Source organism: Virgisporangium ochraceum (genome assembly GCF_016863655.1).
Classification (GTDB): domain Bacteria; phylum Actinomycetota; class Actinomycetes; order Mycobacteriales; family Micromonosporaceae; genus Virgisporangium; species Virgisporangium ochraceum.
In genome coordinates, this window is the sequence record NZ_BOPH01000035.1 from 35,622 (window position 1) to 59,914 (window position 24,293).

The window sequence follows — 24,293 nt, forward strand, 5'->3', positions numbered from 1 at the left end:
GAGCCGTGCCGGCGCCGCTCACCCGGCGCCGGCATGGCCGCGCGCCGCTAATCCGTCGCCAGCACAGTCGCGGCACCGGCCTCCGGTGCCGGCACGGCCGTGGCACGGTCCTCCGGGCCGGACACCGCGAGGAGAGCCGCGCCCAGCGCGGCGAGGCCGCCGCACAGCAGCAGCGCCGCCTGGTACCCGAGCGTCTGCGCGACCGCGCCGGCCAGCACCCCGGAGATCAGCGACCCGGTCGTCAGGGTGTTGGCGAACAGCGCTGTCGCGCGTCCCGGTGCGGTGGGAAGCAGGTCCTGGACGTACGTGATGCCCAACGCGCCGACGACGGCGATCGCCACCCCGCGGGCGACCTGCGTGGCCACCAGCGCGGCCAACGTGGAACTGGCCGCCACCATCACGAAGTAGGCGACGAATAGCAGCATTCCCGCCAGGATCAGGGGACGCTTGCGCATCCGGGCCGGCAGCAGCAGGAGACCGAGCGCGGCCGGCACCTCCACGAAAGCGCAGACGCTGAACAACAACCCGACGTCGCTGTCGGAGAGGTCGAGGGTCCGCGTGACGTAGAGCGGCAACGCGACGGACCCGCTGAGCATCGCCGTATGGAAAAGCGTGTAACTGGCGACGGCGAGGAGCACCGGCCGGGTCCACCGGTGCCGTTCCGTGCCCGGCGTACCCGTCGGCTCCCGGGCCGGCCCCGGAGCAGTGTGTCCGAGCGCCGCGAGCGGCACCAGCACGAGCACGAACACCGCCGCGGTGACCAGTAGCAGCCCCCGGTAACCCTGCCACGCCAGCACCACCGCGCCGAGCAGCGGACCGATCGCCCACGCGAGCGACCACACCGACCGCAGCACCGGGTTCCCGCGCGCCGCGGCCGGGCCCGTCGCCAGATGCGTGCGCGCCAACGAGAACAGCTGCGGGAACGCGGCCATCCCCGCGCCCAGGAACCCGATCGCGACGAGCAGCAGCAGCACGTAGTCGGTGGTCACGGTCAGAACGAGATACCCGACCGCCGGCGCGGTCACCGCGACGACCGCCGGCCACCGGCCCTCCGACCGGTCGTAGCGCCGGCCCAGCCAGGTGCTGACGACGAGTCCACTGGCCGCGATCAGCGAGACGAACACGCCGACCTGGAACGGCGACAGGTTCGCCTCGTCGGCGCCGAACAGCACGAGATAGGGCCCGATCATCGAGTCGGCGATGCCGAGGAGCAGAACACCGGCGATCAGGTGGTTCAGACGCATCCGGCTCGCGTTCCCCGGTTTCCGCTCGGGAAACCCACGGCCGGCCCGCGAAGTACGCTGGCCGAATGGCCCGAACGCCGCGCCGGCGGGAGAGCGCGTCGCCCGGCAGCGCGTCACCGCGCTGGCGCGAATGCGCGCTCTTGGCCGCGCTCGCCGTTGTGGTAGCGGCCGAGGCGTGGCCGCACGCGGGTCCGGTCGCGGCCGGTGTCGTGTGGTCGACGCTGGTCGTTGTCACGGCACAACGCCGGCCCGCGTGGGCATTGGCGATCGGGGCCTCCGCGACCCTGCTCGCGCTGGCCGACCTGCCCGGAACCGATGCCTGGCCGGTGCTCGTGTCGGCGGCCGCGGGCGCGATGGCGGGCCGGCGGATGGCCGACACCGTCACGGCCGCCGCCGTGTTCGCCGGGGTCGCGGCGGCTGGTCTCGTGGTCGCTGTGGCAGCCGGTGACGCGTGGGCGTGGTTCCCGGTCGGGTTCCTGCTGCTGGTGTTCGGGGTGCTGCCATGGCTCGCCGGGCGGTACCTGCGGCTGCGGGCGACACTCGCCGCGGCGGGCTGGCAGCGGGCCGAACAGCTGGAACGGGAGCGGCAGCTCGTCGAGCGGGAGGCACGGCTGCGGGAGCGGGCCGGGATCGCGCGCGACATGCACGACTCGCTCGGCCACGAGCTCAGCCTCATCGCCATGCGGGCCGGCGCCCTCGAGCTCGACGGCGACCTCGACGAGCGGCACCGCGCGGCGATCGCGCACCTGCGGTCGACGGCGGTCGACGCCACCGACCGCCTGCAGGACATCGTCACCGTGCTCCGGGGCCTCGACGACGCCGAACCCGGGAGCATCGACGACCTCGTGGCGCGGTCGCGATCGTCCGGTGTGGACATTCGTCTGGTCTCGTCGGGACCGACCGACGACGTGCCGGCGTCCGTCGGGCGCACGGCCTACCGCGTCGTCCAGGAGGCGGTCACCAACGCCGTCCGGCACGCGCCGGGAGCGGCGGTCACGGTGGAGGTGCGGTTTGACGGGACCCACGTGAGCGTGGCCGTCCGCAACGGCGCGGGCCGGGGCGCGGCGCCGACGACCGGTGGTGGGCACGGGCTCGTCGGTCTGTGCGAACGCGTCCGGCTCGCCGGTGGAACGCTGCGCGCCGGACGGCACGGCGACGGCTACGAGGTGGTGGCGGAGCTTCCGTACCGGGTCGACGGGTCCGACTCCGCGCGGCAGCTGTCGGAGGTGACCCGCGCCACCCGCCGCGGACTCGCGGCAGCGGTGGCCGTCCCGGTCGCGATCGGCGCCGTGGTCGCCCTGCTGCTACTGGGGATGCGGTGGTACGAGGTGCACCACTCGTTCCTCGCCGCCGACCGGTACGATGCGCTGCGCGTCGGAGACCCGCGCACGCAAGGACTGCCCCGCAACCAGGTCGAGGGTCGGCCCGACGTCGCCGAGCCACCGGTTCCGTCCGGCGCCCGGTGCGAGTACTACCGCACGACCCGCGACCTCTTCACCGGTCCGATCGACGTCTACCGGCTGTGTTTCACCGACGGCCGGCTGGCGGACAAGGCGGTAGTACGGGGGACGGCGCGGTGATCCGGGTCCTGGTCGCCGACGACGAGCCGATGATCCGGGCCGGTGCGCGGGCGATCCTCGCGTCCGACCCGGCAATCGACGTGGTCGCCGAGGCCGGCGACGGGCGCGCCGCCGTGGACCTGGCCCGCCGGCACCGGCCTGACGTCGCGCTGCTGGACATCCGGATGCCGGTGATGGACGGCCTCGCCGCCGCCGAGGAGCTGCACAGAACCGTTCCGGAGACGGCGGTGGCGATGCTGACCACGTTCGGCGACGACGAGTACGTGGCGCGGGCACTGGCGGCCGGCACGAGCGGGTTCCTGTTGAAGGCGGCCGACCCGCGCGACCTCGTGGCGGGCGTCCGCGCGGTCGCGGCCGGTGCGGCCTACCTGTCGCCGAAGGTGGCCCGGCGGGTCATCGCCGAGCTGGGCGCCGGCCGGCTGACGCGCGCGGCGGCGGCCCGCGACCTCGTCGCGGAACTCACCGACCGCGAACGCGAGGTGCTCGTGCTGGTCGCCGCGGGACTATCCAATGTGGAGATCGCCGGCCGGCTGTTCCTCGTGGAGGGGACCGTGAAGAGCTACGTCAGCACGGTGCTGTCCCGGCTGCGGGTGCGCAACCGGGTGCAGGCGGCGATCGTCGCCTACGAGGCGGGCCTTGTTCCGCCGGCGTAGCAGAAACCTCGCCGCCTCCACCAGCACCGTAACGCCGGCGGCCAGGCCCAGCCCGAACGCCAGTCCCTTCGCCGTGTCGTGCTCGAAGGCCGCGCCACCCAGGTAGCCGACCAGCGCCGAGTACAGCGCCCACGATCCGGCCGCGAGCGCGTCGAACATCGCGAACCGGCGGGCGGGAAAGCCGACCGCGCCGGTGGTCATCGTCGCCGCGGTCCGACCACCGGGCACGTAGCGGGCGACCACCAGCAGCAGCCCGCCGCGCACCGCGAGCGCGTCCGCGGCCCACGCGAACGCCGCGTGGCGCCGGCTGCCCGGCCGCAGCCGCCGGAGCATCCCGGCACCGGCCCGCCGGCCGATCCAGTACGAGACGTGGTCACCGACGAAAGCGCCGGCCGCGGACACACCGATCACCGCCGCCAGCTCGGGGTCGCCGCCGGCGGCGAAGACCCCGGCGGTGATGACCATGGTCTCGGACGGCACGACCGGGAAGAACCCGTCGAGCACGGCGATCGCGAACAGCGCCAGGTAGACCCAGGGCGAGGTGATCGCGGACTCCAGAACGTCGATCATGCGCCGGACGCTACGAGCGGCGCCCCGCCGTCCACAGCGGTCGATCGACAGCCTTCGACCCTGAGATTCCTCAGGGTGGATGCCTGACGTCCGGCAGGTCCGCTCCGCACCCGGCACAGCCGACAGTGGTCCCATGTGGACACTCACCCGACGGCAACTCCTCGGCACCGCCTCGGCCGCGGCGGCGGCCGGAATGCTGCCCGGCACCGCGGCGGCCGGCACCGCGCCCGGCACCGCGCCCGACGTCGCGGCCGCCGGAGCGGCCGGGACCGCGCCGCTGCGGCTCACTTTGCCGGCGCCGACCGGCCGGTACCCCGTCGGCGCGGTCGACCTGCACCTCGTCGACCACGACCGGCCCGACCCGTGGGTCCCGGACCGGCGACGCGAGCTCATGGTCTCGGTGCGGTACCCGGCCCGGCCGACCGGCCGCGAGCCGCGCATGCCGTACCTGCCACCGCTGACGGCCCGCCGCCAGGACGAGGACGCCGCCCGCACGCTCGGCATCTCCACCGGAAGCATCGACTGGGCGGGCCTGGTCACGCACGCCCGCGCCGGCGCGCCGCCCCGCGGCACGCATCCGGTGGTGCTCTACTCGCCGGGCGGCGGTCGCCTGCGCGCCGAGGGCACGGTTCTCGTCGAGGACCTGGCGAGCCACGGCTACGTCGTGGTGGCGGTCGACCACACCTACGAGGCGCCGGCCGTCCAGTTCCCCGGCGGCCGGCTGGAGGTCCAGCGCCTGCCCGACACCGACCCGACGGAGGTGCTGCGCACGATGCTCTACACGCGGGTCGCGGACACCCGGTTCGTCCTCGACCGGCTCGTCGCGGTCCGCCGGTTCGGCGCCGACCCGTCCCGCGTCGGCATGGTCGGCCACTCGGCCGGAGGCTTCACCGCCGCCGAGACGATGCTCGTCGACCGGCGCCTCGACGCCGGTGTCGACCTCGACGGCAGCATGGCGTTCAGCTTCGGCGCCGGGGACTTCGGCGAGGTCGTCCACCGCGGGCTGGACCGCCCGTTCCTGCTGATGGGCGCGGGTGGCGCCGACGGGGTGCCGCACACGCACGTCCACGCCCTCGACTGGCGGCGGTTCTGGGAGCGCTCGACCGGCTGGAAACGTGACCTGTACGTCGCCGCCGGCGAGCACTTCACGTTCACCGACGTGCAGGTGCTGCTGCCGCCGATCGCGCGGGCGTTCGCGCTGCCGGACGCCGCCGTCACCGGAGCGATCGGCACCGTCGACCCCGCGCGGATCGTCGCCGCGCTGCGGGCCTACCTCGCCGCGTTCTTCGACCTGCACCTGCGCGGGCGCGCGCAACCGCTGTTCGACGGCCCGTCGACGGAGCACCCCGACGTCTCCTTCGTGTGACGGCCGGTCGCTACGGTCGACGTATGTCCGGGCGGTGGAGCGCCCGGACCGGCCGGCGCTGGGTCCCCCTGACCAGCGACCGGCTGCCGGCCTGACGCGGCCGCGGTCTGCATGGTCCACCCCCACCGGGAATGGGTGCTGGCACCGATGGTCGCCGCGCCGGCCCCGGACCAGACTGGGCAGCGCCGGATCGGGAATGCTGTCAGGGAGGTTGGGCGACGATGACCGCACAGGCTCGGCTCGACCGCCATACCGAATGGGTTGGTTTCATGCAAGCACGCGACATCGCCGTGCACGTGCCGACGGTCACCATGGAGGACCGGGTGGCCAAAGCGGTGGGTGTGATGGCCATCAGCCGTCTCCCCGGGCTGATCGTGGTCGACGCGCTGTCCCGACCGAAATGGGTGCTGCCGGGCAGCCAGGTGCTGCGTCTGGCGGTTCCCGAGGCGTACCAGGAGGATCCGGCACTCGTCCGCACGATCGACGAGGCACACGCCGACCGCTTCTGGACCGAGCTCGGTGACCGGACCGTCGGCGACTGCGTTCCCCGGTCGCCCTCGCGGCCGGTCACCGTCCACTCGGACGCGACGCTGCTCGAGGTGGCCGCGCTCATGGCGCGCCAGCACAGTCCGTTGGTCGCGGTGGTCGACGACAGCGGCGCTCTCGTCGGTGCCATCACGTTGGACCGGCTGATCACGAGCCTCGCGGTGTTCGGCCCCGAGGAGTAGATCCCCGCTTTCCGCACCCGGGCGCGTTTTCGCGCCCGGGCGATGACTCCTGTCCGGAGGTTCTGCTTTTGAGCGCGATTCTTGCCCTTGGCATCTTCGTGGTCGCCTTTGTCCTCATCGCCACGGAGAAGATCAACAAGGTCAAGGTCGTGCTGTTCGCCGCCGCCCTGATGCTGGTGTTCCAGTTCGCGCCGGGCGCCGAGGTTTTCTTCTCCGAGCACGAGGGCATCGACTGGAACGTCATCTTCCTGCTGTTCGGCATGATGATCATCGTCGGGATCGTGAAGCAGACCGGCGTCTTCGACTTCCTGGCCATCTGGGCCGCGAAGAAGTCGAGGGGCCGGCCGTACCGGCTGATGGTCATGTTCATGGTGATCACCGCGATCGCGTCGCCGTTCCTCGACAACGTCACCACGATCATGCTCGTCGCGCCGGTGACCGTGGTGGTCTGCGACCGCCTCAACATCTCCGCGCAGCCGTACCTGATCGCGGAGGTGCTCGCCTCCAACATCGGCGGCGCCGCCACGCTCATCGGTGACCCGCCGAACATCATCATCGGCAGCCGGGCCGGACTGTCCTTTGTGGACTTCCTGGTGCACATGGCGCCGATCGTCGTCGTCGTGTTCGTCGTGTTCGTTCTGTTCACGCGCGTGCTGTTCCGCAAATCGTTCCAGTACAACCCCGACCGGGTCGAGGCCATCATGGCGCTCAAGGAACGCCGTGCGATCAAGGACCCGGAGATGCTGCGCCGGTGCCTCGCGGTGTTCGCGTTGGTGGTGACCGGGTTCAGCCTGCACTCCGTGCTGCACATCGACCCGTCGGTGGTGGCGCTGGTGGGTGCCGGCCTGATGCTGGTGGTCACCGGTGCCGACCTCGACGAGGTGCTCGCCGAGGTGGAGTGGCCGACGCTCGTGTTCTTCATGGGCCTGTTCGTGATGGTCTCCGGGCTGGTGCACACCGGCGTCATCAGGACCGTCGGTGACTGGGCGGCCGGCCAGGTCGGCGGCAACTACTTCGCCGCCGCGACCGCGTTGCTGTTCGGCTCGGCGGTGCTCGGCGCCTTCTTCGACAACATCCCGTACGTGACGGCGATGGCGCCGGTCGTCGAGGACGTCGTGGCGCAGGCCCCCGACGCGAAGACCGGCGAGTCGTTGTGGTGGGCGTTCGCGCTCGGCGCCGACTTCGGCGGCAACGGCACCGCGGTGGCGGCGAGCGCCAACGTGGTCGCGATCGGCATCGCCGCCCGCACCGGCCACCGCATCTCTTTCTGGCAGTTCACCCGGTACGGCATTGTGGTGACGATCCTGAGCACCCTGATCGCCTGGCTCTACGTGTGGCTACGGTATTTCATGTGACCGTCATCCTCTTCGACTTCTTCGGCACCCTCGTCCACTACTCGCCCGACCACACCGGGCAGGACCACGCACGGTCACACGACCTGCTCCGCCGGTACGGCGCCGACCTGGGCTATCCCGACTACCTGGCCGCGTGGACGCACACCTGGAAGGAGTTCGAGCGGCGCAGCGACCGCGACGACCGCGAGTTCTCCCTGACCGACGCCGCCACCGGGTTCCTCACCGGTGCGCTGGGCCGTGCGCCGCTCGGCGCCGAGGTCGGGGCGTTCGCGGCGGCCTACCTCAGCGAGTGGAACGCCGGTGTGACGTACCCGCCCGAGATCGTCGACTGCGTGCGCGGCCTCGCCCGCGACCACCGCCTCGCCGTGGTGACCAACACCCACCAGCCCGAGCTGGTGCCCGACCACCTCGACGCGATGGGCCTCCTGCCGTCGTTCGAGGTCGTCGTCACGTCGGTGGAGGTCGGCTGGCGCAAGCCGCATCCGGTGATCTACGCCACCGCCCTGGACGCCCTCGGTGTCGACGCCGCGTCGGCCGTGTTCGTCGGCGACACCTACGTCCCGGACTTCGTCGGACCCGAAGAGGCCGGCATCACCGCGTTCCTCATCGACCCGCACCGCCGGGCGCCGGTGCGCGACGAGCGCAGGCTCACCTCGGTCGTCGACCTGCCCTCGCGTCTGGAGGCCCGGCTGGAGGCCGGCCGGTGAGCGTCACGCGCCGCACCCTGCTCGGCGCCGCGGCGGCGGTCGCGGCCGCCGGATGCTCGCCTCCGAAGAAGGACCCGGTCGCCACCCCGTCCGCGCGGCCGTCCCCATCGGTGGAGGTGGAGCGGCGGCACGAGGCGCTCGCCGCACTGGAGACCCGGTTCGGCGCCCGCCTGGGCGTCTACGCCCTCGCCACCGGCACCGGTGCCACGGTCGCGCACCGCGCCGACGAGCGGTTCGCGTTCTGCTCGACGTTCAAGCTGCTCGCCGCGGCCGCGGTGCTGCGGCGCCGTGCCCTGTCCGAGCTCGACACCGTCGTCACCTACACCCGCGCCGACCTGATGAAGAGCTCCTTCATCACGAAGGACCGCGTGTCCACCGGCATGACGATCCGCCAGCTGTGCGACGCCGCGGTGCGCTACAGCGACGGGACCGCGGGCAACCTGCTGCTCCGCGACCTCGGCGGACCGGCCGCGCTCACCGCGTTCACCCGCGACCTGGGCGACCGGGTGACCCGGATGGACCGGATCGAGCCCGACATCACCGGCGCCGTGCCCGGCGACGAACGCGACACCAGCTCACCGCGGGCGCTGGCCGGCACCATCGAGCGGATCCTCCTCGGCGACACGCTCCCCGCCGACCGGCTGGCGTTCCTGCGCGACCTGCTCGAGCGCAACACGACCGGCGACCGGCGCATCCGGGCCGGCACCCCGACCGGCTGGACGGTGGCCGACAAGACCGGAACCGGCGGCTACGGCACGGTCAACGACCTCGGGGTCCTCCGGCCACCGGCGGGGCCGCCGCTGGTGGTCGCGCTGATGTCCAGCAAGCAGGCGAAGGACGCGGTGTACGACGAGGCCCTCCTCGCCGAGGCGACCCGGTACGTCGTCGCGACCCTCACGTGACGCGGGCCGGCCGGAACCCCGGCCGGCCCACGACGTGCGGGTTCAGCTCTGCGGCGACTCGCCGATGTGCTGGGTCAGGGCGATCACGTCGGTCAGGATCTCGGGCTGGTCGGTGGCGAGCTCGGAGGTCGTCACCGTCTTCGTGTGGCCGCCGTTGTAGGTGACGGTCAGCGTGTACTCGAAGAAGTCGCAGCACGGGTTCTTCGGGCCGTAGTGGTCGTCCAGCGCCAGGAACTCGGGCTTGGACACGGTGCGCAGCAACCGGGCGCCGTCCTCGCCGAAGTGCTCGGCGTCGACGGTCCAGGTCTTCGGGATGCCGGTGAAGCCGCCCGTGCGCACAAGCTCGACGCGGTTCGCGACCGGCGTCTTCGGTCCCGGCACGTCGGCCGCGGTGGCGGCCTGAGGCAGCACCAGAGCGGCGGTGGCGATTCCGAACAGCAGCGCGACAGCGGCGAGCAGGCGACGGACGGCCCGTCCCGTTTCGGTACGCATGCGAGGGGATTCCTTTCGTGGACTGCGTGGACCGGTCGAGCATCGGTGCACCGGTCCACGCACCCAATGCGTACATCTACGTAGCGGGGCGGCGTATCCGAACGGGGTGGATCACCTCGGGTCGGCGTCGAACGCGGCGCGCACGGTCGTGATGCACCAGCCCATCCGGGCCGCGGCCGTCTCCGGGTGCTCACCGAACTCGCCGGCGACCTGAACGGCGCAGCCGGCCTCGCCGTGGCGGCTGAGGGTGGCCGTCACCGCGTCGCGGACCCGGTCGCCGGCGGGTGCCTCGGACGCCTGCACCGTCGAGGCGAACAGTGCCTCGGCGCGGACCGCCTCGATCGTCGTGGTCATGCCGGGCGCGTCCGCGCCCGGAACACTGTCTGAACTGCTTGACACATTGTCAAGTCTAGACAGAAAATCCAGAAATGGCTCTTCCGGACGGAATGACCTCGGTCATCGAGGCGGTCGTCGCCCTGTTCCACCCGCACCTCGAGGCCGTCGTGCACGACGTGGCCGCCGACGAGGTGGTGGCGATCTGGAACCCGGTGTCCGGGCGCCGCCCCGGCGACGCGTCCCTGCTCGAGCCCGACCTCATCGAGGCCGGCGCGGGCGTCCTCGGCCCCTACGGCAAGGTCGACGCGCAGGGCCGCACCTGGACCTCGGTCACCGTGCCCCTGGACGACGGCGCGACGCTGCTGTGCCTGAACTTCGACCGCTCGGTCCTCGACCGGGCCGCCGGCGCGCTGACCGCGTTCGCCGCCCCGGTGCGGCCGCGGCCGGCGGGGCTGTTCGAGCGCGACTGGCGGGAGGAGATCAACCAGCTCGTCGACGGCTGGTGCCGGTCCTCCCTCACACCGCGCGACCTCCTGACCGCGGCCCAGCGCCGGGAACTCGTCGCCCACCTCGACGGCAAGGGGGTTTTCGGCGTGCGGCACTCCGCGCGGCACGTCGCCGCCGCGCTCGGCGTCTCGCGCGCGACGGTCTACGGAATGCTCAAGGCGTGCCGTGACTGAGGAGGCGCTGCCGGGAGGTTTCGTGAACGTCGTCGTGCGCGTCGGCGCCACCGTCCGGCGCACGCCGTCGCCGAACGCGGAGTTCGCGCACCGGGTGCTGGCCCACCTCGAACGCCACGGATGGCCCGGCGCACCCAGGTTCCTCGGCACCGACGACAGCGGCCGCGAGATTCTGTCCTATGTGGACGGCCACGTCGCCTGGCAGCCGCACCCGCACTCCACCCGCAGCCTCGTCGCCGTGGCCCGCCTGCTGCGCGCGTTCCACGACCTGACCGCCGGCACGGAGCTGGCCGGCGACCGCGAGGTCGTGTGCCACAACGACCTGTCGCCGAAGAACACCGTCTACGACAGCGATCTCATGCCGGTCGCGTTCATCGACTGGGACCTCGCCGCGCCGGGCGAGCGCGTCCACGACGTGGCGCACGTCTGCTGGCAGTACCTGGCGCTCGGTCCGGGCGTCACCGACCCCGCCGCCACGGGCCGCGACCTCCGCGCGATCGCCGACGCCTACGGGCTTTCCGACCTGTCGGCGCTCCTCGACACCGTGCTGTGGTGGCAGGACCGGTGCTGGCGCGGCATCGAGGCGGAGGCGTCCGCCGGGGTCGCGCACGCGGTCCGGCTGCGCGCTCTCGGTGTCGTTCGGGAGATTCAGGACCAGTACCGCTGGACGGCCGGCAACCGGTCGCTTCTCGAAGGGTGAGACCGATGCGGCTGCCGTTGCCGGACTTCCGGCTGGAGACGTACTTCTCCCGGTGGGAGTTCGTCGCCGAGCACCACCTGACCGCCTCCGACGCCCAGACCCTCACCGTCGCCGAACTGCTGGCGCTGGCCGACGAATCCGACCGCGAGGCGTTCTCCGCCCTGCCGTTGGGCTACACGCCGACGTGGGGCACGGACCGCTTGCGGGAGGCCGTCTCCCGCACCTACGACACCTGCGGACCGGCCGACGTCCTCACGTTCGCCGGCGCCGAGGAGGCCATCTTCTGGCTCATGCAGCTGCTGGTGCACCCCGGCGAGCACGTCGTGGTCACCGTGCCGAACTACCAGGCGATGGAGACGCTCCCGCTCGCGTCGGGTGTGCAGGTGTCCGGCGTCCCGCTCGACGAGCACGACGGGTGGCGGCTCGACCTCGACCGGGTGCGCGCCGCGCTGCGCCCGTCGACGCGGCTGGTCGCGGTCAACTTCCCCAACAATCCCACCGGCGCGGTCCCCGATCCCCAGATGTGGCAAGGGCTCGCGGACCTGTGCGCGGAGCGCGGCATCCGGCTGCTCTCCGACGAGGTCTATCGCGGTCTCGAACTCGACCCCGCCCGCCGCCTGACGCAGGCCGCCGACCTGGCACCGACGGCGGTGTCCATCAACGTGTTGTCGAAGTCCTACGGACTGCCGGGCCTGCGCGTCGGGTGGGTGGCCACCCGCGACCGCGACGTGCTGCGCTCCCTCGAGCGGCACAAGCACTACACGTCCATCTGCAACGCCGGTCCGAGCGAGTTCCTCGGCGCGGTCGCGGTCGAGCGGGGCGAGGCGATCCACGCCCGCAACCGCGCCATCATCGCCGCGAACGTGGCCGCCTTCGACGCGTTCTTCGCCACGCACGAGGACCTGTTCGAGTGGACCCCGCCCGACGGTGGGTGTGTCGCCTTCCCCCGCTACCTCGGCGCCGACGGCGTGGAGGCGTTCTGCCGCACCCTGGTGGAGTCCGCCGGCGTTCTGCTCCTTCCGGCGGGCATCTACACCTCGGACCTGGCACCGGTTCCGGCCGACCGCTTCCGCATCGGCGTCGGCCGCGCGAACGCGGGCCCGGCCCTGGCGGCGTTCGACCGGTTCCTGGCCTCAGACTTTGGTCGCTTCCGGGCGCCGGCCACCGGCTCCTAGCCTTCTCCCCGTGAGCAACCAGCAGCCCGGACGCGGTCAGGTCGTCACGATGGTCGTGGGCGTCGCCGTCCTCACCGCGGCCACCGTGGCCGGTGGCATGGGGGAGCGGAACCTGCCCCTCGACCTCGCCGTCGGAGTCGCCGCCGTCGGCGCCACCCCGCTTCTGGTGCGGTGGCCGGTGCACGGCACGGTGGCGTTGAGCGTCCTCGCCGTGCTGTCGCCGGCGGCGACCCCCGCGTCCACCACCGGCGCGTTGGTCGTGGCGCAGCGCCGGCGGCTCCCGGTCGCCGTCGGTACCGGTGCGATGGGACTGGCCGCGCATCTCGCGCAGGGGCTGCTGCGCCCGGCCGGTGGGCTGTCCTTCGGATGGTGGGCGGTCCTGGTCACCTGCGCCTACGCGGCCCTGGTCGCCTGGGGCGCCCTGAACCAGGCGCGGTGGGCGCTGCTGGAGTCCCTACGCGAGCGGGCCCGGCGGGCCGAGGCGGAGCGCGACCGGCGGGTCGTGGAGGCGCGGGCGGCCGAACGCACCCGCATCGCCCGCGAGATGCACGACGTCCTGGCGCACCGGCTTACCCTCGTCGCCACCTACGCGGGCGCCCTGGAGTACCGGCCCGACGCGCCGCCCGCGCAGGTGGCGCAGGCGGCCGGCGTGGTGCGGGCCGGGGTGCACCAGGCGCTGGAGGAGCTGCGCGACGTCATCGGGGTGCTGCGCGCCGGCGCCGAGGACGCCCGTCCGGCGCCGGTGTTCGCCGACGTGCCGCGGCTGGTGGAGGAGGCACGCGAGGTGGGGCAGCCGGTCACCTACCTCGACACGACCGACGGCACGCCGCCCGATCCGGTCGGGCGCACCGTGTACCGCGTCGTGCAGGAGGGCCTGTCCAATGCCCGTCGCCATGCCGCGGGGCGGCCGGTCACCGTCGAGGTCGCTGGCCGTCCGGGCGCTCAGCTGCGGGTCCAATTGACAAACGACACGGCGGTGACCGACGTGAGCGGATCTCCCGGTACGGGCCTCATCGGGCTGACCGAGCGCGTGGAGCTGGCCGGTGGCCGGTTCGAACACGAGGTGACCGGTGGCAGCTTCCACCTGCGGGCCGAGCTACCGTGGCCGGCGTGATCAGGGTGCTGATCGTCGACGACGACGAGCACGTCCGCGCGGCACTGACGATGATGCTCGACGGCGCGGCCGGCATCGCCGTGGTAGGGCACGCCGCCGACGGCGACGGGGTACCCGACGCGATCGCCGCACACGCACCCGACGTGGTCCTGATGGACCTGCGCATGCCACGCGTTGACGGCCTCACCGCGCTGGAACGGTTGCGGCGCCGCCCCCGCCCACCGGAGGTGATCGTGCTGACCACGTTCGACTCCGACGAGAACGTGCTCCGCGCGCTGCGGCTGGGAGCCAGCGGTTTCCTGCTGAAGGACAGCCCGCCCGCGCGCATCGTCGAGGCGGTGCACCGCGTGGCCGGCGGCGACCCGATGCTGTCGCCCGACATCACGAGGCGCCTGATCGAGCGGGTCAACGAGGGCGCCTCGACCCGCGAACGGGCGCGGGCGGCCCTCGACGGGCTCAGCCCCCGGGAGCGGGAGGTGGCCGCGGCGATCGCCCGGGGCCAGACCAACGCCGAGATCGCGGCGGAACTGTTCATGAGCGTGCCGACCGTGAAGGGTCACGTCACGCAGGTGATGCTCAAGCTCGGGGTGTCCAACCGCACGCAGGTGGCGCTGCTGGTCAACGAGGCCGGCTAGCCTTTCTCTTGGTCACGTAGCGCTCCATCTTGGCGCGGGTGCCGCAGTCCTCCATCGAGCACCAGCGGCGGGACCCGTTGCGGGACCGGTCGAGGAAGACCCACGGGCAGCCGGCGCAGCGCTTGAGCCGGCCGAGGTCGGGCGCGGTGAGCAGGTCGGCGGCGGCGCGGGCAACCGGCCACAGCACGGCGCCGGGCCGGTCGTCGGGCCAGCTCATCACGTAGCTGCCCCGGTGGGGAAGCAGGTCGCAGTGGCGGTACGAGTCGGTGACGAACGGCCGCAGCCCCGCCCAGTGCGCGTCGGCCCGGGGCTGCCCGTCGGCGATGCCGCCGAACACCTCGACGAGCACGGCTCTCAAGGCGTGCGCCGCCCTCAGCGACTGCGGGCCGGTCTCGAACAGGCGCCGCGCGCCGGCGGCGGTCAGGATGTCGACCCGCACCGCCCAGTGCAGCAACCCCGGATAGGTACCGAGGTGGTCGAACCGGTTGTCCACGGTGTTGGCGAAGTCGAGCGCGAGATGCCCGGTGACGATGGGCAGCTCCCGTACGCCGGCGGGCCGCTCGGCGGCCGCCGCCTTCTCGAATGTTTCCACCGTGGGGGAGTTTAGTGGTTGTTCTCTCTGCGCTGTTACCTCTCTGCCGTCTTGTCCTCTGCCGTCTTCTCCTCTGCCCTCGTGCCTTCTGCCTCTTGTCCTCTGCCTTTGTCTGCGGCCCGGCGCCGACGTGGCTGCCCGAACCTGTCACAGCCGCCGGGTAGCGTGCACCCGTGACCGCCCTCAGAGACCTGCCCACCTCCGCACGCGCCATAGCCGAGGCGGCGATCACCGCCGTGGAGGCCGCCAACCGCCGAGACGCAGACCCTTTCGAGGCGGCCGCCACCACCCTGTCCACCACGGACGGCTCCGGACTGGTCCTGGGCTCGGTCGTCCGCCTGCTCCTGGAGGAGCAGAACCCCGACGGCCTGGGCGCCGACGAGGTGAAAACCGCCCTCCTCGACTGCGTTACGTGGGCCAGCTCCTGGGCCGCCGACATAGACCCGCACGCGGTGCTGGTCCTGCTGGCCAGCGCCCTGGGCGTCCACGACCCCGACAACGCCGAGGTGCCCGACCCGTCCTCCCGCGAGCTGGCCCGCCACGGCGCCCTGCTGACCGCGTCCCTCCTGGGCCCCCGCCCGCTCGACCGCTACCTGGCCACAGCGTTCGCCGAAATCCGGCGAAAGGAGCTGCACGATGTCTGATGTGTGCTTGTTTGGGGCGTTCCGCGAGTAAGGGGTGGGTGGCAACGGCCCGCTGAGGCAGAATGGTCCGGGTGCCCGGCTCCGATGGGGGTTCGGGCTCTCGGGGCGGTAGCTCAGCAGGTTAGAGCAGGGGACTCATAATCCCTCGGTCGCGGGTTCGAACCCCGCCCGCCCCACCTGCAGTTTCATCGGTTTGGCACGGCTCGCATGGGGCTACACGTGGTGCGAGTGGTCTAGAGTCCGCACCATGGCGACCGCCAAGCGTCGACGCGGCGAGATCGAGAACCTTCCCAGTGGGTCTCTGCGCGTCAAGGTCTACGCCGGCATCGACCCGGTGACCAAGCGCCGGCACTACCTGCACGAGACGATCCCGGCCGGCCCGACTGCTGAGCGGGAAGCGGAGAAGGCGCGTACTCGCCTGCTCGCCCAGGTCGACGAGCGCCGCAACCCGCGGACGCGGGCGACGCTGGCGCAGTTGCTCGACCGGTGGCTCGACGTGGTCGATGTGCAGCCGTCGACCCGACAGGGATACGTGCGCAAGCTCGACAAGCACGTACGGCCGTTGCTGGGCAAGGAACCCGTGGGTCGTCTCGACGCGGAGACGCTGGAATCGTTCTATGCGGTGCTGCGGAAGTGCCGGGATCATTGTGGTGGCCGCAAGTACGTCGAGCACCGGAAGGCCGGTGAGCACGTCTGCACCGACAAGTGCCGGCCGCACGTGTGCAGAGGCCTGTCGCCGGCGTCAATCCGGCAGATTCACTGGATCCTGTCGGGAGCGTTCGCCCGGGCGGTGCGGTGGCGCTGGATCGGCGTCAACCCCGCCGACCAGGCCGACAAGCCTGGGATGCCCGCGCCGAACCCGCACCCGCCGACGTCGACCGAGGCGGCCCAGCTCGTTACCGCGGCGTGGGAACTCGACCCGGACTGGGGCACGTTCGTGTGGACGGCCATGACGACCGGGGCGCGGCGCTCGGAGCTGTGCGCGTTGCGGTGGAACCGGGTGCACCTCGACCCGGGCGTCGTGGTGCTGGAACGGGCCCTATACGTCGACGACGACGGCATGCTGCAGGAGAAGGAGACGAAAACTCATCAGCAGCGCCGGGTGGCACTGGATCCTGAGACGGTCGAGGTGCTGCGAGAGCACCTGGAGCGGTGTGAGGCCCGATGCCGCGAGCTCGAGCTCGACTTACCGGCCGACGGCTACGTCTTCTCGCCGGCGGTGGACGGGTCTTCGCCGCTGGTGCCGGATACGGCTACGCAGAAGTTTGGCCGGATGGCGGCGAAGCTGAAGCTCGCGACGAATCTGCATGCGTTGCGCCATTACTCGGCCACGGAGCTAATTGCTGCCGGCGTCGACGTCAGGACCGTTGCAGGGCGGCTCGGGCATGGAGGCGGAGGGGCAACTACGCTGCGGGTATATGCGGCTTGGCTGTCGGAATCCGATCAGCGGGCGGCCGCGACCCTGGCAGCGCGAATGCCACCGAGACCGGATCGCAGCTGAGCGTTGGCCTTAACCTCCCGGCGCTGCGGTAGGGTGCGTCGTCGCTTGGTGGCGGAATTCGTAAACGACTGACGCCCCCAACTCAGATTGAGGGCGTCATCTGGTGACTTACTTAGCAGGTCGTTGTGCCGGAGAATTTCCGGCCCTTCGTCCACTTGTAGCCGCCACTGGTGTTGGGAGCAACGCGGACGCAGGGCTCCGTGTACCACGAAACCGTCGAGACGCGGAAGCCAGTAGTGTAGCTACAGGTGTTGTAGCCCCACACCGTCTGGGTCGTGATGCCGGTTGTCGGCGTAATCACGAAGCAACCCATCCTGTAGCTAGTGCTGGCCTGGGCCCCGGTCGCCGCGCCTCCCAGGATGAGTCCCGCGCTGGCTGCTACGACTGCGATTGAACGGGCGATGCTGCGCCAAGCCGAACGCCTGTTGCGAGTGCGCGAAACGACATTCATTTGTTTCCTCCGAATGGTGTGCGATGCGGAAGTCGAGCATAAAAGGCAGCCCAAACAAGCGCCGCCATCTCATGCGGCGGGCTATATCGTCACCTCGGCTTTGAATTGGCCGACTTGGAGAACAAGACTCGGCCGAATCGCGGTCACCCGCTCAGCGCACTATTTGCCACAGATGGCTGTCCGACTGACCTCCTCCGTGTCAATCCGATCAAGAACCGGTGTCACGTGCCGATGCTCCTGTGTTCGCTGGTGTTCGCTAGCATCCGTGCCGGTGACCCCCTCGATTGACCCCTCTCAGCTTCCCCGGGTACTGATACTGATCGATGGGTCAGAAATACGGTGGGTAAAAGGACCACGGAGTGCCAGCGTTTAGGCCGCTAGCCAAGGCTGACCGCTGGCGAGAGGCGCGGGCAACCGCTCTTTCGCGGGCCGCTTCATAGCCGCCAGACATGGAGTGCAGACAGATAAGTGAAACTATTGCGAGCAGCGTTCCGCCGATTGTGGGGAAACTGGTTGACCCATGCATTGACGAATTTCGCCAACGGTATAGGAGGTCGAACCCATCTTCGCCAGAAGAGGCTAGGGATGACAGATGGCGGCGCAGTGAATCGAGGTCACTTTGAAGATTGTTGTCTGCGATTTCGTTGTTTAGCAGCACCAAGAGATCCCTTAGGCTGCTGCACCTCTTGCCGGTCCGATATTTTCTAAGGCTTCCGTCACTCTGCTCGATCTCAAAGTTCTTCTGGATTTCCCCCGAGGGTGAGACGTACGTTGAGCACTCTTTCTTAAGAACCCCTTCAAGCAAAGGGAACGATAGATAAGCAAGGATAAGGTGCGAGTCCCTCAGTAGTGCTCCCATTTGCCAATCCTGTAGGAGGTCAGCATAGCGCTCTCTGCGGTCGGGCGAAACTGCACCGCTGAGGGCCGAACGGTTGCATACAATTGATAGTTGTTTTAGCTCGAATTCCGTATGCGAAAAGTAATTCGTCCCTGCCCCCGCAAGAAGTTCCGCACACCATGCCCACAAGAAGTAGTGATCATTGACGACCACCGTGTTCATTCCTGGCAAAAGTAGCGTTTTGGTCAACCCCAGGATTGCAACTCGTAATTCATCAAAAGTAAGCTCGTGAAAATATATACCGTTGGACATGAGGCGAAACTGCTCGGTTTGGTAGCTAATCTGACTCCCGCCCGTTGGCAGGCTGGCAGCTTTGATCCACTCCTCGCACAGTCTTGTTATCTCGTCGGCCTTCGAAGTAGTCATTATGTCACCTCCGGCTTCTTCGCCTCGACGCCATGACCGCCCGAAAATAACAGACAATTATGCCGAGCGCCGGAGAGTCGGCCTCGAATCAACCGTACGAGATGATGATCAGAGTGATTGTTACCGTATGCCTCGACTGGCGGGCTAACTCCATCGTGGAGCCTGACTGGGCCGTGACCCGTGTCAAGAGGCGTCTAGGACTCGGACAGAAAAGGTTTCACTCATGCGGCGCGCCGAAGCCTGCCCGCAGCCGGCCATAGTGTCCCGGTTCTAAGCCCGGTCAAATCTCAGCAGGGGTACGTCAAAAAGTTGCCTTTCCCTCGGCCGTGTCATTGAGGGCGCGACTACCTCGACTAAGACCATTTCGACGAGGAACTGGACTCGCGCCGACAGGAGATGGCTGGTGAATCCATTCGCGGAGCGTGCCTTCTCGCCGACCGTGACATGGAGGTGCGGGATGATGCCGTCCTGCTCGGCGTCGTACGCAATCGTCCCGCCGCCGAGCGCCTCGACGTTGGTCAAGTGCACCTTGTCCCAAACCGGCGCATTCGGGTTCTCCAGCCTCGCGCACGCGCCCACGATCTCGACCTCCGCGAACGCCGCCAGGAACATCGGCACGTACCCCTGCCGGATCCCTTTCTCCCGGCAGAACGCCGACAGCGTCGGGTAGAAGTCCTCACCCGGATCGAACACCACTGCGAACGTGCGGCCGATCGTCAGCTCCGCGCTGCGCATTGAACATTCTCCTCCGAACGAACGGATTAGGCACGATCGCCGACGAGCCGCATGGCCGGGTCGATGGCGACGCGGTCCGCGCCGGCGAGCATCAGGACGTGGAGCAGCGTTCGCGCCTTATACGGGTCGAGATGCCCGGCAGAGATCAGGCCACGTCCAAGGAGATCCGACTCGGAGCCCGAGAACCCGTATGTGCTCGACAGCACCGAACCCGACCCCGTTCGCGACGCCAACACAACCGGCTTGCGCGCCGAGATGTTCTCCAGCACCGATACCCACCCGGCCGGCACATGCCCGGCACCGAAGGCAGCCACCACCAGCCCATCGCTCAGCTCGCCGGCGGCGCGCAGCAGCTCGCCGTCATTGTCCACGGTGGCCGCGACGACCGAAGTCCGCACGCGCCGGCTCGGGTCAGCGCCGGCGATGGCCGGCCGCCGCACCGGGCGGAGCGGAATCCGCACCTCGTTCTCGACCACGTGCCCGATCGGCCCGCGCGGCGAGGTGAACGCCGTGATGCTCGTAGAGTGCGTCTTGCGGACGTATCGCGCGGCGTGCAGCTCGTCGGCGAAGGCCACCAGGACGCCCAGGCCGCGAGCGGTAGCCGAGGCGGCCGTCCGCAGCGCGGCAAGGATGTTCGCCGGCCCGTCGGCGCCGGCCGCCGAGGCGCTGCGCATCGCGCCGGTGACGACGACTGGGGCGTCGCCCTCGTGGACTAGGTCGAGGATGTATGCCGTCTCCTCGATGGTGTCGGTTCCCTGGGTGACCACGATGCCGTCGACGCCGCCGGCGAACTGCTTGGCAATGGAAGACGCGAGCTCAAGGAGATCCGCGTACGTCAGCGAAGCGCCGGGGATGCGGCGGAAGTCGTGTATGTCGATGGTGACGCCGAGCTCGGCGAGGCCGGGCACCGCAGCGAGCAGGTCACTGGCCGATAGCGCCGGCTGCACACCGCCGGAACCGCTCTGCTGCGTCATGGCGATGGTCCCGCCCAGCGAGAACATGGCGATGCGGGTCACGCTCGGGCGTCCTTTCAGAGGGCTCACTGCGTCGCCGGCAAGGAGCCGACGAACGCGCACGCGGCGTCGAGACCGGCGGCCGAGAGCATCCGGCTACGCGGCCTCATCATGCCAGCCGTCCCAGAGGCGGCCAGCGCGGCACAGCGCCGCGTCAGCCAGGTCCAGTCGAGCGCGAGGTAGTTCGCGAGCGCGGAGCCTGGCGGCGGCCGTCGGTCCCTCGATGACGGAGTCGGCGCCGACGTCGCCGACGACCTCCGTGAAGTTGCGGACTGTGCCGGCCCGGTCGGTGAGGTCGACGTGCCACATGCCGTCGCCGCGAACCCAGTTCGCGATGATGGCTCGCTTCGCCGGTGCGACGACGAAGCCCTCGACCGTCCCATAATCGGGGTCTGTCGTGACCTTCACGCGGATGCCGAGTGACTCCATCAGCGCGATGGCGAGGAACAGCAGCGCGCGCTCGTGGCGCGGCGATTCGCGGACCGCGTCCTCCGGGATGCAGAACGCGCGGACGATCGACGACCCGATCAGATCCATCGTCTGCTTCAAGTACCGGTACTTGTGGTCGAACAGCAGCCAGGTGCTGGCTTCTTCGCCGCGCTGCTCGCGCGTCCAGAACGCCGGCACCTCCGGTAGCTCGGGCAGCGTGCGGAGGATGTGCCGCGCGCAGAAGTCGGATCCGAGCCACGTGTGGCCGATCGCGTTCAGGCCCGGCGCCGCTTCCCGGCTCACGGCAGACGCCTACAGCCGTTCGTACGCCGCGAGGTCGCGCTTCGCTTCGTCGAGCGCCTGGTCGTCGGACTGGAGAGCGTCGTCGAGGTTGCTGACGGCCCACATGATTCCGTACGTCAGGTCGTCGAGCTCGTAGGCGTCCGGGATCTGGACTGTCCACTCGCGACGTTTGCGCGTCGGCGTGTCCGGCGCGTCGAGCAGGAAGTAGCCGCCGTCGGCGAGGCCCAGCGCCTTGCCGAGGCGGCGCATCGGGTGCTGCCCGAGCTGGCCGACCGAATCGCGGCGGCGGCCGAGTTCCGAACAGCGCCCGACGGCCAGGCCGACGAGGAGATTCTGTCGGCATCCTGGCTGGCTGACCCACGACGGGAGACGCTGTCGGGCCTCTGCGAGTGGCTCGGACAGATCTTGATCCATTACCCGGATACAGTTCGGGCTCTCAGCCCGTGCTGGCCTCGCCACCCGTGGATCGTCGAGGAACTGGTCGCTTTGCAAGCAGCATGGCGGGAGGCGTACGAAGGCGAACGGGCCAGCGGAACCAAGGCTGTCGACTGGCACGATCGGCTGCGCCCCGGTGTCGTCGCTCGGCTAAGAGTCCACACCGCTGGGTGCTCGCCGGAAGCTCACCGCCCAGGTGGCCGGCTCGATTCCGAGTCTTCCGACGTCCCGGGCGCGGCGGAGATCGCGCGCCTGGCGAGCGGCGGCCGAGGTGCGTCGGTATGAGACCAGGGCGCGATCCGACGAAGACGGTCCCCACGATCAATGGATACCGGGCGGTACGCAGGGTGACCGGATCCGCCCCGATCGGATGAAGAACCGGAACCACCGTGACTGCTGTGACATGGTAAGACGTATGTGACGTGCAGTCGACGGAAGGTAACGGGTCGTGGATGTTGGAGAACTCGCCGGTGCTGTCCTTCCGTATGTCGGCGCCGCGGCGACCGCTTACGGCACGGCGGTGGTGCAGCGGGTCACCGACCAGGTCAGCGACGTGACCTCCGACGCCACGGTCGACGCCGGACGCCGGATCCTGCGCCGCTTGTTTGGGTCTTCTCATGGAGAGCAGATCCAGGACGCGACGGCGAGCTCGGCGCCGATCCGGACGATGAGGCCCGGGCTGACCTGCTCCGGGCGCGGATTCGCAAGGCGTTGGCCGAGGATCCTCAGCTCGTCGCCGACATCGCTGAATTGATGGCGGAAGCCGCCCCCACGAACGCCGGCAAGTACACCGTGACGGTCACCGGATCTCAAGGCGTGCAGGTCGGCGACAGCAACACCCAGACGAACACCTTCGGTCCGCTCCCACCGCGGTGACCGCCGCCAACGAGCCCGATCCGCGCGGCGGGGCGAACAGGTCGGCGAGCGTCTCAGGCAGCCACGGTGTGCAGATCGGCAACCAGAACCAGCAGACGAATCTCGCTCTCGACCCGTCAGCGTTGCCACCGCCCCAGCGGTCGCCGGAGTCGGCAGCCCTTCAGGGCCCGATCCACAACTTGCCACCGAAGTCCGGTGTGTTCGTTGGACGGGAGATCGAGGATGTAGGCCGGCTGCTGGCCGGTAGTGGAACCGGCGCGGTCGTCGGTCAAGCGGCCGCAGTGCACGGACTGGGCGGCATCGGAAAGTCGGAGCTGGTCACTCAGTACGCGCACGCGAATCTGAACCGCTATCCGCTCGTGTGGTGGATAACGGCCGACAACCCGGAGAATCTCAGCCTCGGCTTGGCAGCGCTGACCCGCCGGCTGCACGTGATGGCAACTCTCGCCGACGCCGAGGAATGGGCGATCGGATGGCTCCAGAGCCACAACGGATGGCTGCTGATCCTCGACAACGTCGAGGACATCGGCCACATCCGAAACTTACTCGGACTGGTCGGCTCGACCGGACATGTGCTGGTGACGACCCGACGGAACCTGGGCGACGGTCAGTGGACGCGCCTGGGCCTACGGCCGCTGTCGTTGGGAGTGTTGGACCGGGCGGCGAGCATTGAACTGCTCACGCGGCTGGCCGGAAGCGATGACGTCGACGGTGCGGACCGGCTGGCAACCGATCTCGGTGACCTACCGCTCGCCCTGGACCAGGCGGGTGTGTTCATCTCTCAACTCGGGTTGGACTTCGACGAGTACCGCGCGCTGCTTGCGGACAGTTTCGAGTCAGCGGCTCGCGACATCGGCGAGGGTAGCGACGCCGAACGCACCATCGCGACGGTGTGGCAGGTCACCATGAACGCGGTAACCGAGCGGTCGCAGTTGGCGGCGCAGATTCTCGACGTGCTGGCCTGGTTGGCTCCCGACGATGTGCCGGAGGATCTGCTCGCACCACTCGGAAGCGAACCCCTCGATACCGTTCGAGCCTTGAGCCTGCTGTCGTCGTACTCAATGATTATCCGCGCCGGTGGGATGGTCGGCGTCCACCGCCTGGTCCAGGCCGTCACCCGCCACCAGGCCGGAGTTGCCGGATCCGCGGAATCGTCGTTCGAGCTGGCCACCGATCTACTAGCTGCAGGCATTCCTGACGACCCGATCAACGGCGTTGCCGGCTGGCCACGGTGGGCGCTCCTGCTGCCACACATCGATTCGGCGCTGGCCTGTTTGGCGGGAGACCACGCCAACGAGCCGGCGATGCTTCTTGGCGACCGTGCCGCGACATTCCGCCAGTTCCAAGGTCGGCTGCGCGAGGCGATCGGCCTATTCGAGACAGTGCTAGCCGACCGTCGGCGGGTGCTGGGCGAGGAGCATCCGTCCACGTTGACATCGCGGAACAATCTGGCCCTGGCCTACGAGTCGGTGGGGCGGCTGGAGGAGGCGATCGACCTGTTCGAGTCGGTGCTAGCCGACCAGCAGCGGGTGCTGGGCGAGGAGCATCCGTCCACGTTGGCGTCGCGGAACAATCTAGCCGCCTCCTACCAGGCAGTGGGGCGGCTGGTCGAGGCGATCGACCTGTACGAGTCGGTGCTAGCCGACCAGCGGCGGGTGCTGGGCGAGGAGCATCCGTTCACGTTGGCGTCGCGGAACAATCTAGCCGCCTCCTACCAGGCAGTGGGGCGGCTGGTCGAGGCGATCGACCTGTACGAGTCGGTGTTGGTCGACCGGCGGCGGGTGCTGGGCGAGGAGCATCCGGACACGCTGGC

27 protein-coding genes, 1 tRNA gene and 1 pseudogene are annotated in these 24,293 nt (G+C 70.0%); 19 read left to right on the forward strand and 10 right to left on the reverse strand.

Going from position 1 to position 24,293, the window contains the following annotated elements; all coding sequences use genetic code 11:
• Positions 1-47: 47 nt before the first annotated feature.
• The gene (locus Voc01_RS14745; protein ID WP_373873819.1) at positions 48-1,361 is read right to left on the reverse strand and encodes a sugar efflux transporter; all 1,314 of its coding nucleotides are present in this window, start codon (positions 1,359-1,361) and stop codon (positions 48-50) included.
• Here Voc01_RS14745 and Voc01_RS14750 point away from each other — a divergent pair.
• Together Voc01_RS14750 and Voc01_RS14755 are read left to right on the forward strand one after the other, a co-directional pair.
• On the forward strand, positions 1,310-2,824 hold the full coding sequence (locus Voc01_RS14750; RefSeq protein ID WP_203927975.1) for a sensor histidine kinase: 1,515 nt from the start codon (positions 1,310-1,312) through the stop codon (positions 2,822-2,824). The two genes, Voc01_RS14745 and Voc01_RS14750, sit on opposite strands and share 52 nt — an antisense overlap.
• Positions 2,821-3,477 carry a response regulator gene (locus Voc01_RS14755; RefSeq protein ID WP_203927976.1) on the forward strand — a complete coding sequence of 219 codons (657 nt, stop codon included), beginning with the start codon at positions 2,821-2,823 and terminating at the stop codon, positions 3,475-3,477. The genes Voc01_RS14750 and Voc01_RS14755 overlap by 4 nt, the downstream gene beginning before the upstream one ends.
• Here the strand turns inward: Voc01_RS14755 and Voc01_RS14760 are convergent.
• Positions 3,454-4,047: pseudogene (locus Voc01_RS14760) on the reverse strand (DedA family protein); the annotation flags it as partial. The gene Voc01_RS14755 and the pseudogene Voc01_RS14760 sit on opposite strands and share 24 nt — an antisense overlap.
• 133 nt (positions 4,048-4,180) lie before the next feature.
• On the opposite strand from Voc01_RS14760, the gene Voc01_RS14765 reads away from it, so the two are divergent.
• The 5 genes from Voc01_RS14765 (at position 4,181) to bla (ending at position 9,105) form a co-directional block, all read left to right on the forward strand.
• Positions 4,181-5,413 (forward strand): alpha/beta hydrolase family protein, encoded by a 1,233-nt coding sequence (locus tag Voc01_RS14765; RefSeq protein ID WP_239160197.1) that lies wholly within the window; start codon positions 4,181-4,183, stop codon positions 5,411-5,413.
• 269 nt (positions 5,414-5,682) lie between these two features.
• Positions 5,683-6,141 carry a CBS domain-containing protein gene (locus Voc01_RS14770; RefSeq protein WP_203927977.1) on the forward strand — a complete coding sequence of 153 codons (459 nt, stop codon included), beginning with the start codon at positions 5,683-5,685 and terminating at the stop codon, positions 6,139-6,141.
• Positions 6,142-6,209: 68 nt separating this feature from the next.
• Entirely contained in the window at positions 6,210-7,496 is a 1,287-nt protein-coding gene (locus tag Voc01_RS14775) for an ArsB/NhaD family transporter (RefSeq protein ID WP_203927978.1), read from the forward strand.
• Positions 7,493-8,203 carry an HAD family hydrolase gene (locus Voc01_RS14780; protein WP_203927979.1) on the forward strand — a complete coding sequence of 237 codons (711 nt, stop codon included), beginning with the start codon at positions 7,493-7,495 and terminating at the stop codon, positions 8,201-8,203. Before Voc01_RS14775 ends, Voc01_RS14780 begins: the two co-directional genes overlap by 4 nt.
• The gene (gene bla, locus Voc01_RS14785) at positions 8,200-9,105 is read left to right on the forward strand and encodes a class A beta-lactamase (protein WP_203927980.1); all 906 of its coding nucleotides are present in this window, start codon (positions 8,200-8,202) and stop codon (positions 9,103-9,105) included. Before Voc01_RS14780 ends, bla begins: the two co-directional genes overlap by 4 nt.
• A 42-nt stretch (positions 9,106-9,147) precedes the next feature.
• Here bla and Voc01_RS14790 read toward each other — a convergent pair whose 3' ends face one another.
• Together Voc01_RS14790 and Voc01_RS14795 are read right to left on the reverse strand one after the other, a co-directional pair.
• Positions 9,148-9,597, reverse strand: coding sequence for a protealysin inhibitor emfourin (locus Voc01_RS14790; protein ID WP_203927981.1), 450 nt, complete (start codon positions 9,595-9,597; stop codon positions 9,148-9,150).
• A 111-nt stretch (positions 9,598-9,708) separates the two neighbouring features.
• Positions 9,709-9,996 carry a hypothetical protein gene (locus Voc01_RS14795; protein ID WP_239160198.1) on the reverse strand — a complete coding sequence of 96 codons (288 nt, stop codon included), beginning with the start codon at positions 9,994-9,996 and terminating at the stop codon, positions 9,709-9,711.
• 29 nt (positions 9,997-10,025) lie between these two features.
• On the opposite strand from Voc01_RS14795, the gene Voc01_RS14800 reads away from it, so the two are divergent.
• From Voc01_RS14800 to Voc01_RS53060, 5 genes are read left to right on the forward strand one after another with little or no spacing between them, the layout of a single operon-like run.
• Positions 10,026-10,613 carry a helix-turn-helix domain-containing protein gene (locus tag Voc01_RS14800; protein ID WP_203927982.1) on the forward strand — a complete coding sequence of 196 codons (588 nt, stop codon included), beginning with the start codon at positions 10,026-10,028 and terminating at the stop codon, positions 10,611-10,613.
• On the forward strand, positions 10,606-11,313 hold the full coding sequence (locus Voc01_RS14805) for a phosphotransferase (protein ID WP_373873820.1): 708 nt from the start codon (positions 10,606-10,608) through the stop codon (positions 11,311-11,313). The genes Voc01_RS14800 and Voc01_RS14805 overlap by 8 nt, the downstream gene beginning before the upstream one ends.
• A gap of 5 nt (positions 11,314-11,318) precedes the next feature.
• Entirely contained in the window at positions 11,319-12,488 is a 1,170-nt protein-coding gene (locus Voc01_RS14810) for an aminotransferase class I/II-fold pyridoxal phosphate-dependent enzyme (RefSeq protein WP_203927984.1), read from the forward strand.
• Between the two features lie 10 nt (positions 12,489-12,498).
• A complete protein-coding gene (locus Voc01_RS53055) occupies positions 12,499-13,602 on the forward strand; it encodes a sensor histidine kinase (RefSeq protein WP_239160199.1) in 1,104 nt (367 codons plus the stop codon).
• Positions 13,590-14,237 carry a response regulator transcription factor gene (locus Voc01_RS53060; RefSeq protein WP_239160200.1) on the forward strand — a complete coding sequence of 216 codons (648 nt, stop codon included), beginning with the start codon at positions 13,590-13,592 and terminating at the stop codon, positions 14,235-14,237. Before Voc01_RS53055 ends, Voc01_RS53060 begins: the two co-directional genes overlap by 13 nt.
• Here the strand turns inward: Voc01_RS53060 and Voc01_RS14820 are convergent.
• A complete protein-coding gene (locus Voc01_RS14820) occupies positions 14,221-14,829 on the reverse strand; it encodes a CGNR zinc finger domain-containing protein (protein ID WP_203927985.1) in 609 nt (202 codons plus the stop codon). The two genes, Voc01_RS53060 and Voc01_RS14820, sit on opposite strands and share 17 nt — an antisense overlap.
• A gap of 173 nt (positions 14,830-15,002) precedes the next feature.
• Between Voc01_RS14820 and Voc01_RS14825 the strand changes: the two genes are divergently transcribed.
• The 3 genes from Voc01_RS14825 to Voc01_RS14835 all read left to right on the forward strand — a co-directional run bounded on the left by Voc01_RS14825 (position 15,003) and on the right by Voc01_RS14835 (position 16,974).
• On the forward strand, positions 15,003-15,473 hold the full coding sequence (locus tag Voc01_RS14825; protein WP_203927986.1) for a hypothetical protein: 471 nt from the start codon (positions 15,003-15,005) through the stop codon (positions 15,471-15,473).
• A gap of 102 nt (positions 15,474-15,575) precedes the next feature.
• Positions 15,576-15,649: transfer RNA gene (locus tag Voc01_RS14830), tRNA-Ile, on the forward strand.
• A 71-nt stretch (positions 15,650-15,720) separates the two neighbouring features.
• Complete coding sequence (locus Voc01_RS14835; protein ID WP_203927987.1) at positions 15,721-16,974, forward strand: tyrosine-type recombinase/integrase; 1,254 nt, start codon at positions 15,721-15,723, stop codon at positions 16,972-16,974.
• A gap of 779 nt (positions 16,975-17,753) precedes the next feature.
• On the opposite strand, the gene Voc01_RS14840 is transcribed toward Voc01_RS14835, so the two are convergent.
• The 5 genes from Voc01_RS14840 to Voc01_RS14860 all read right to left on the reverse strand — a co-directional run bounded on the left by Voc01_RS14840 (position 17,754) and on the right by Voc01_RS14860 (position 21,418).
• Entirely contained in the window at positions 17,754-18,689 is a 936-nt protein-coding gene (locus tag Voc01_RS14840; RefSeq protein ID WP_203927988.1) for a hypothetical protein, read from the reverse strand.
• Positions 18,690-18,959: 270 nt separating this feature from the next.
• Positions 18,960-19,424, reverse strand: a complete 465-nt coding sequence (locus Voc01_RS14845) for a PPC domain-containing DNA-binding protein (RefSeq protein WP_203927989.1) — start codon at positions 19,422-19,424, stop codon at positions 18,960-18,962.
• A gap of 26 nt (positions 19,425-19,450) precedes the next feature.
• Entirely contained in the window at positions 19,451-20,425 is a 975-nt protein-coding gene (locus Voc01_RS14850; RefSeq protein ID WP_203927999.1) for an asparaginase, read from the reverse strand.
• Positions 20,426-20,533: 108 nt separating this feature from the next.
• Positions 20,534-21,169 carry a hypothetical protein gene (locus Voc01_RS14855; protein ID WP_203927990.1) on the reverse strand — a complete coding sequence of 212 codons (636 nt, stop codon included), beginning with the start codon at positions 21,167-21,169 and terminating at the stop codon, positions 20,534-20,536.
• A 9-nt stretch (positions 21,170-21,178) separates the two neighbouring features.
• The gene (locus Voc01_RS14860) at positions 21,179-21,418 is read right to left on the reverse strand and encodes a hypothetical protein (protein ID WP_203927991.1); all 240 of its coding nucleotides are present in this window, start codon (positions 21,416-21,418) and stop codon (positions 21,179-21,181) included.
• A 3-nt stretch (positions 21,419-21,421) separates the two neighbouring features.
• On the opposite strand from Voc01_RS14860, the gene Voc01_RS14865 reads away from it, so the two are divergent.
• From Voc01_RS14865 to Voc01_RS14875, 4 genes are all read left to right on the forward strand, one after another.
• Positions 21,422-21,889, forward strand: coding sequence for a hypothetical protein (locus Voc01_RS14865; RefSeq protein ID WP_203927992.1), 468 nt, complete (start codon positions 21,422-21,424; stop codon positions 21,887-21,889).
• Positions 21,890-22,052: 163 nt separating this feature from the next.
• Positions 22,053-22,358: a hypothetical protein gene (locus Voc01_RS14870; protein ID WP_203927993.1), complete on the forward strand. Its 306-nt coding sequence runs from the start codon at positions 22,053-22,055 to the stop codon at positions 22,356-22,358.
• The gene (locus Voc01_RS54065; protein WP_275423717.1) at positions 22,358-22,480 is read left to right on the forward strand and encodes an RIP homotypic interaction motif-containing protein; all 123 of its coding nucleotides are present in this window, start codon (positions 22,358-22,360) and stop codon (positions 22,478-22,480) included. Before Voc01_RS14870 ends, Voc01_RS54065 begins: the two co-directional genes overlap by 1 nt.
• Positions 22,481-22,548: 68 nt before the next feature.
• On the forward strand, positions 22,549-24,293 hold a 1,745-nt coding region (locus Voc01_RS14875), incomplete at its 3' end, for a tetratricopeptide repeat protein (RefSeq protein ID WP_203927994.1).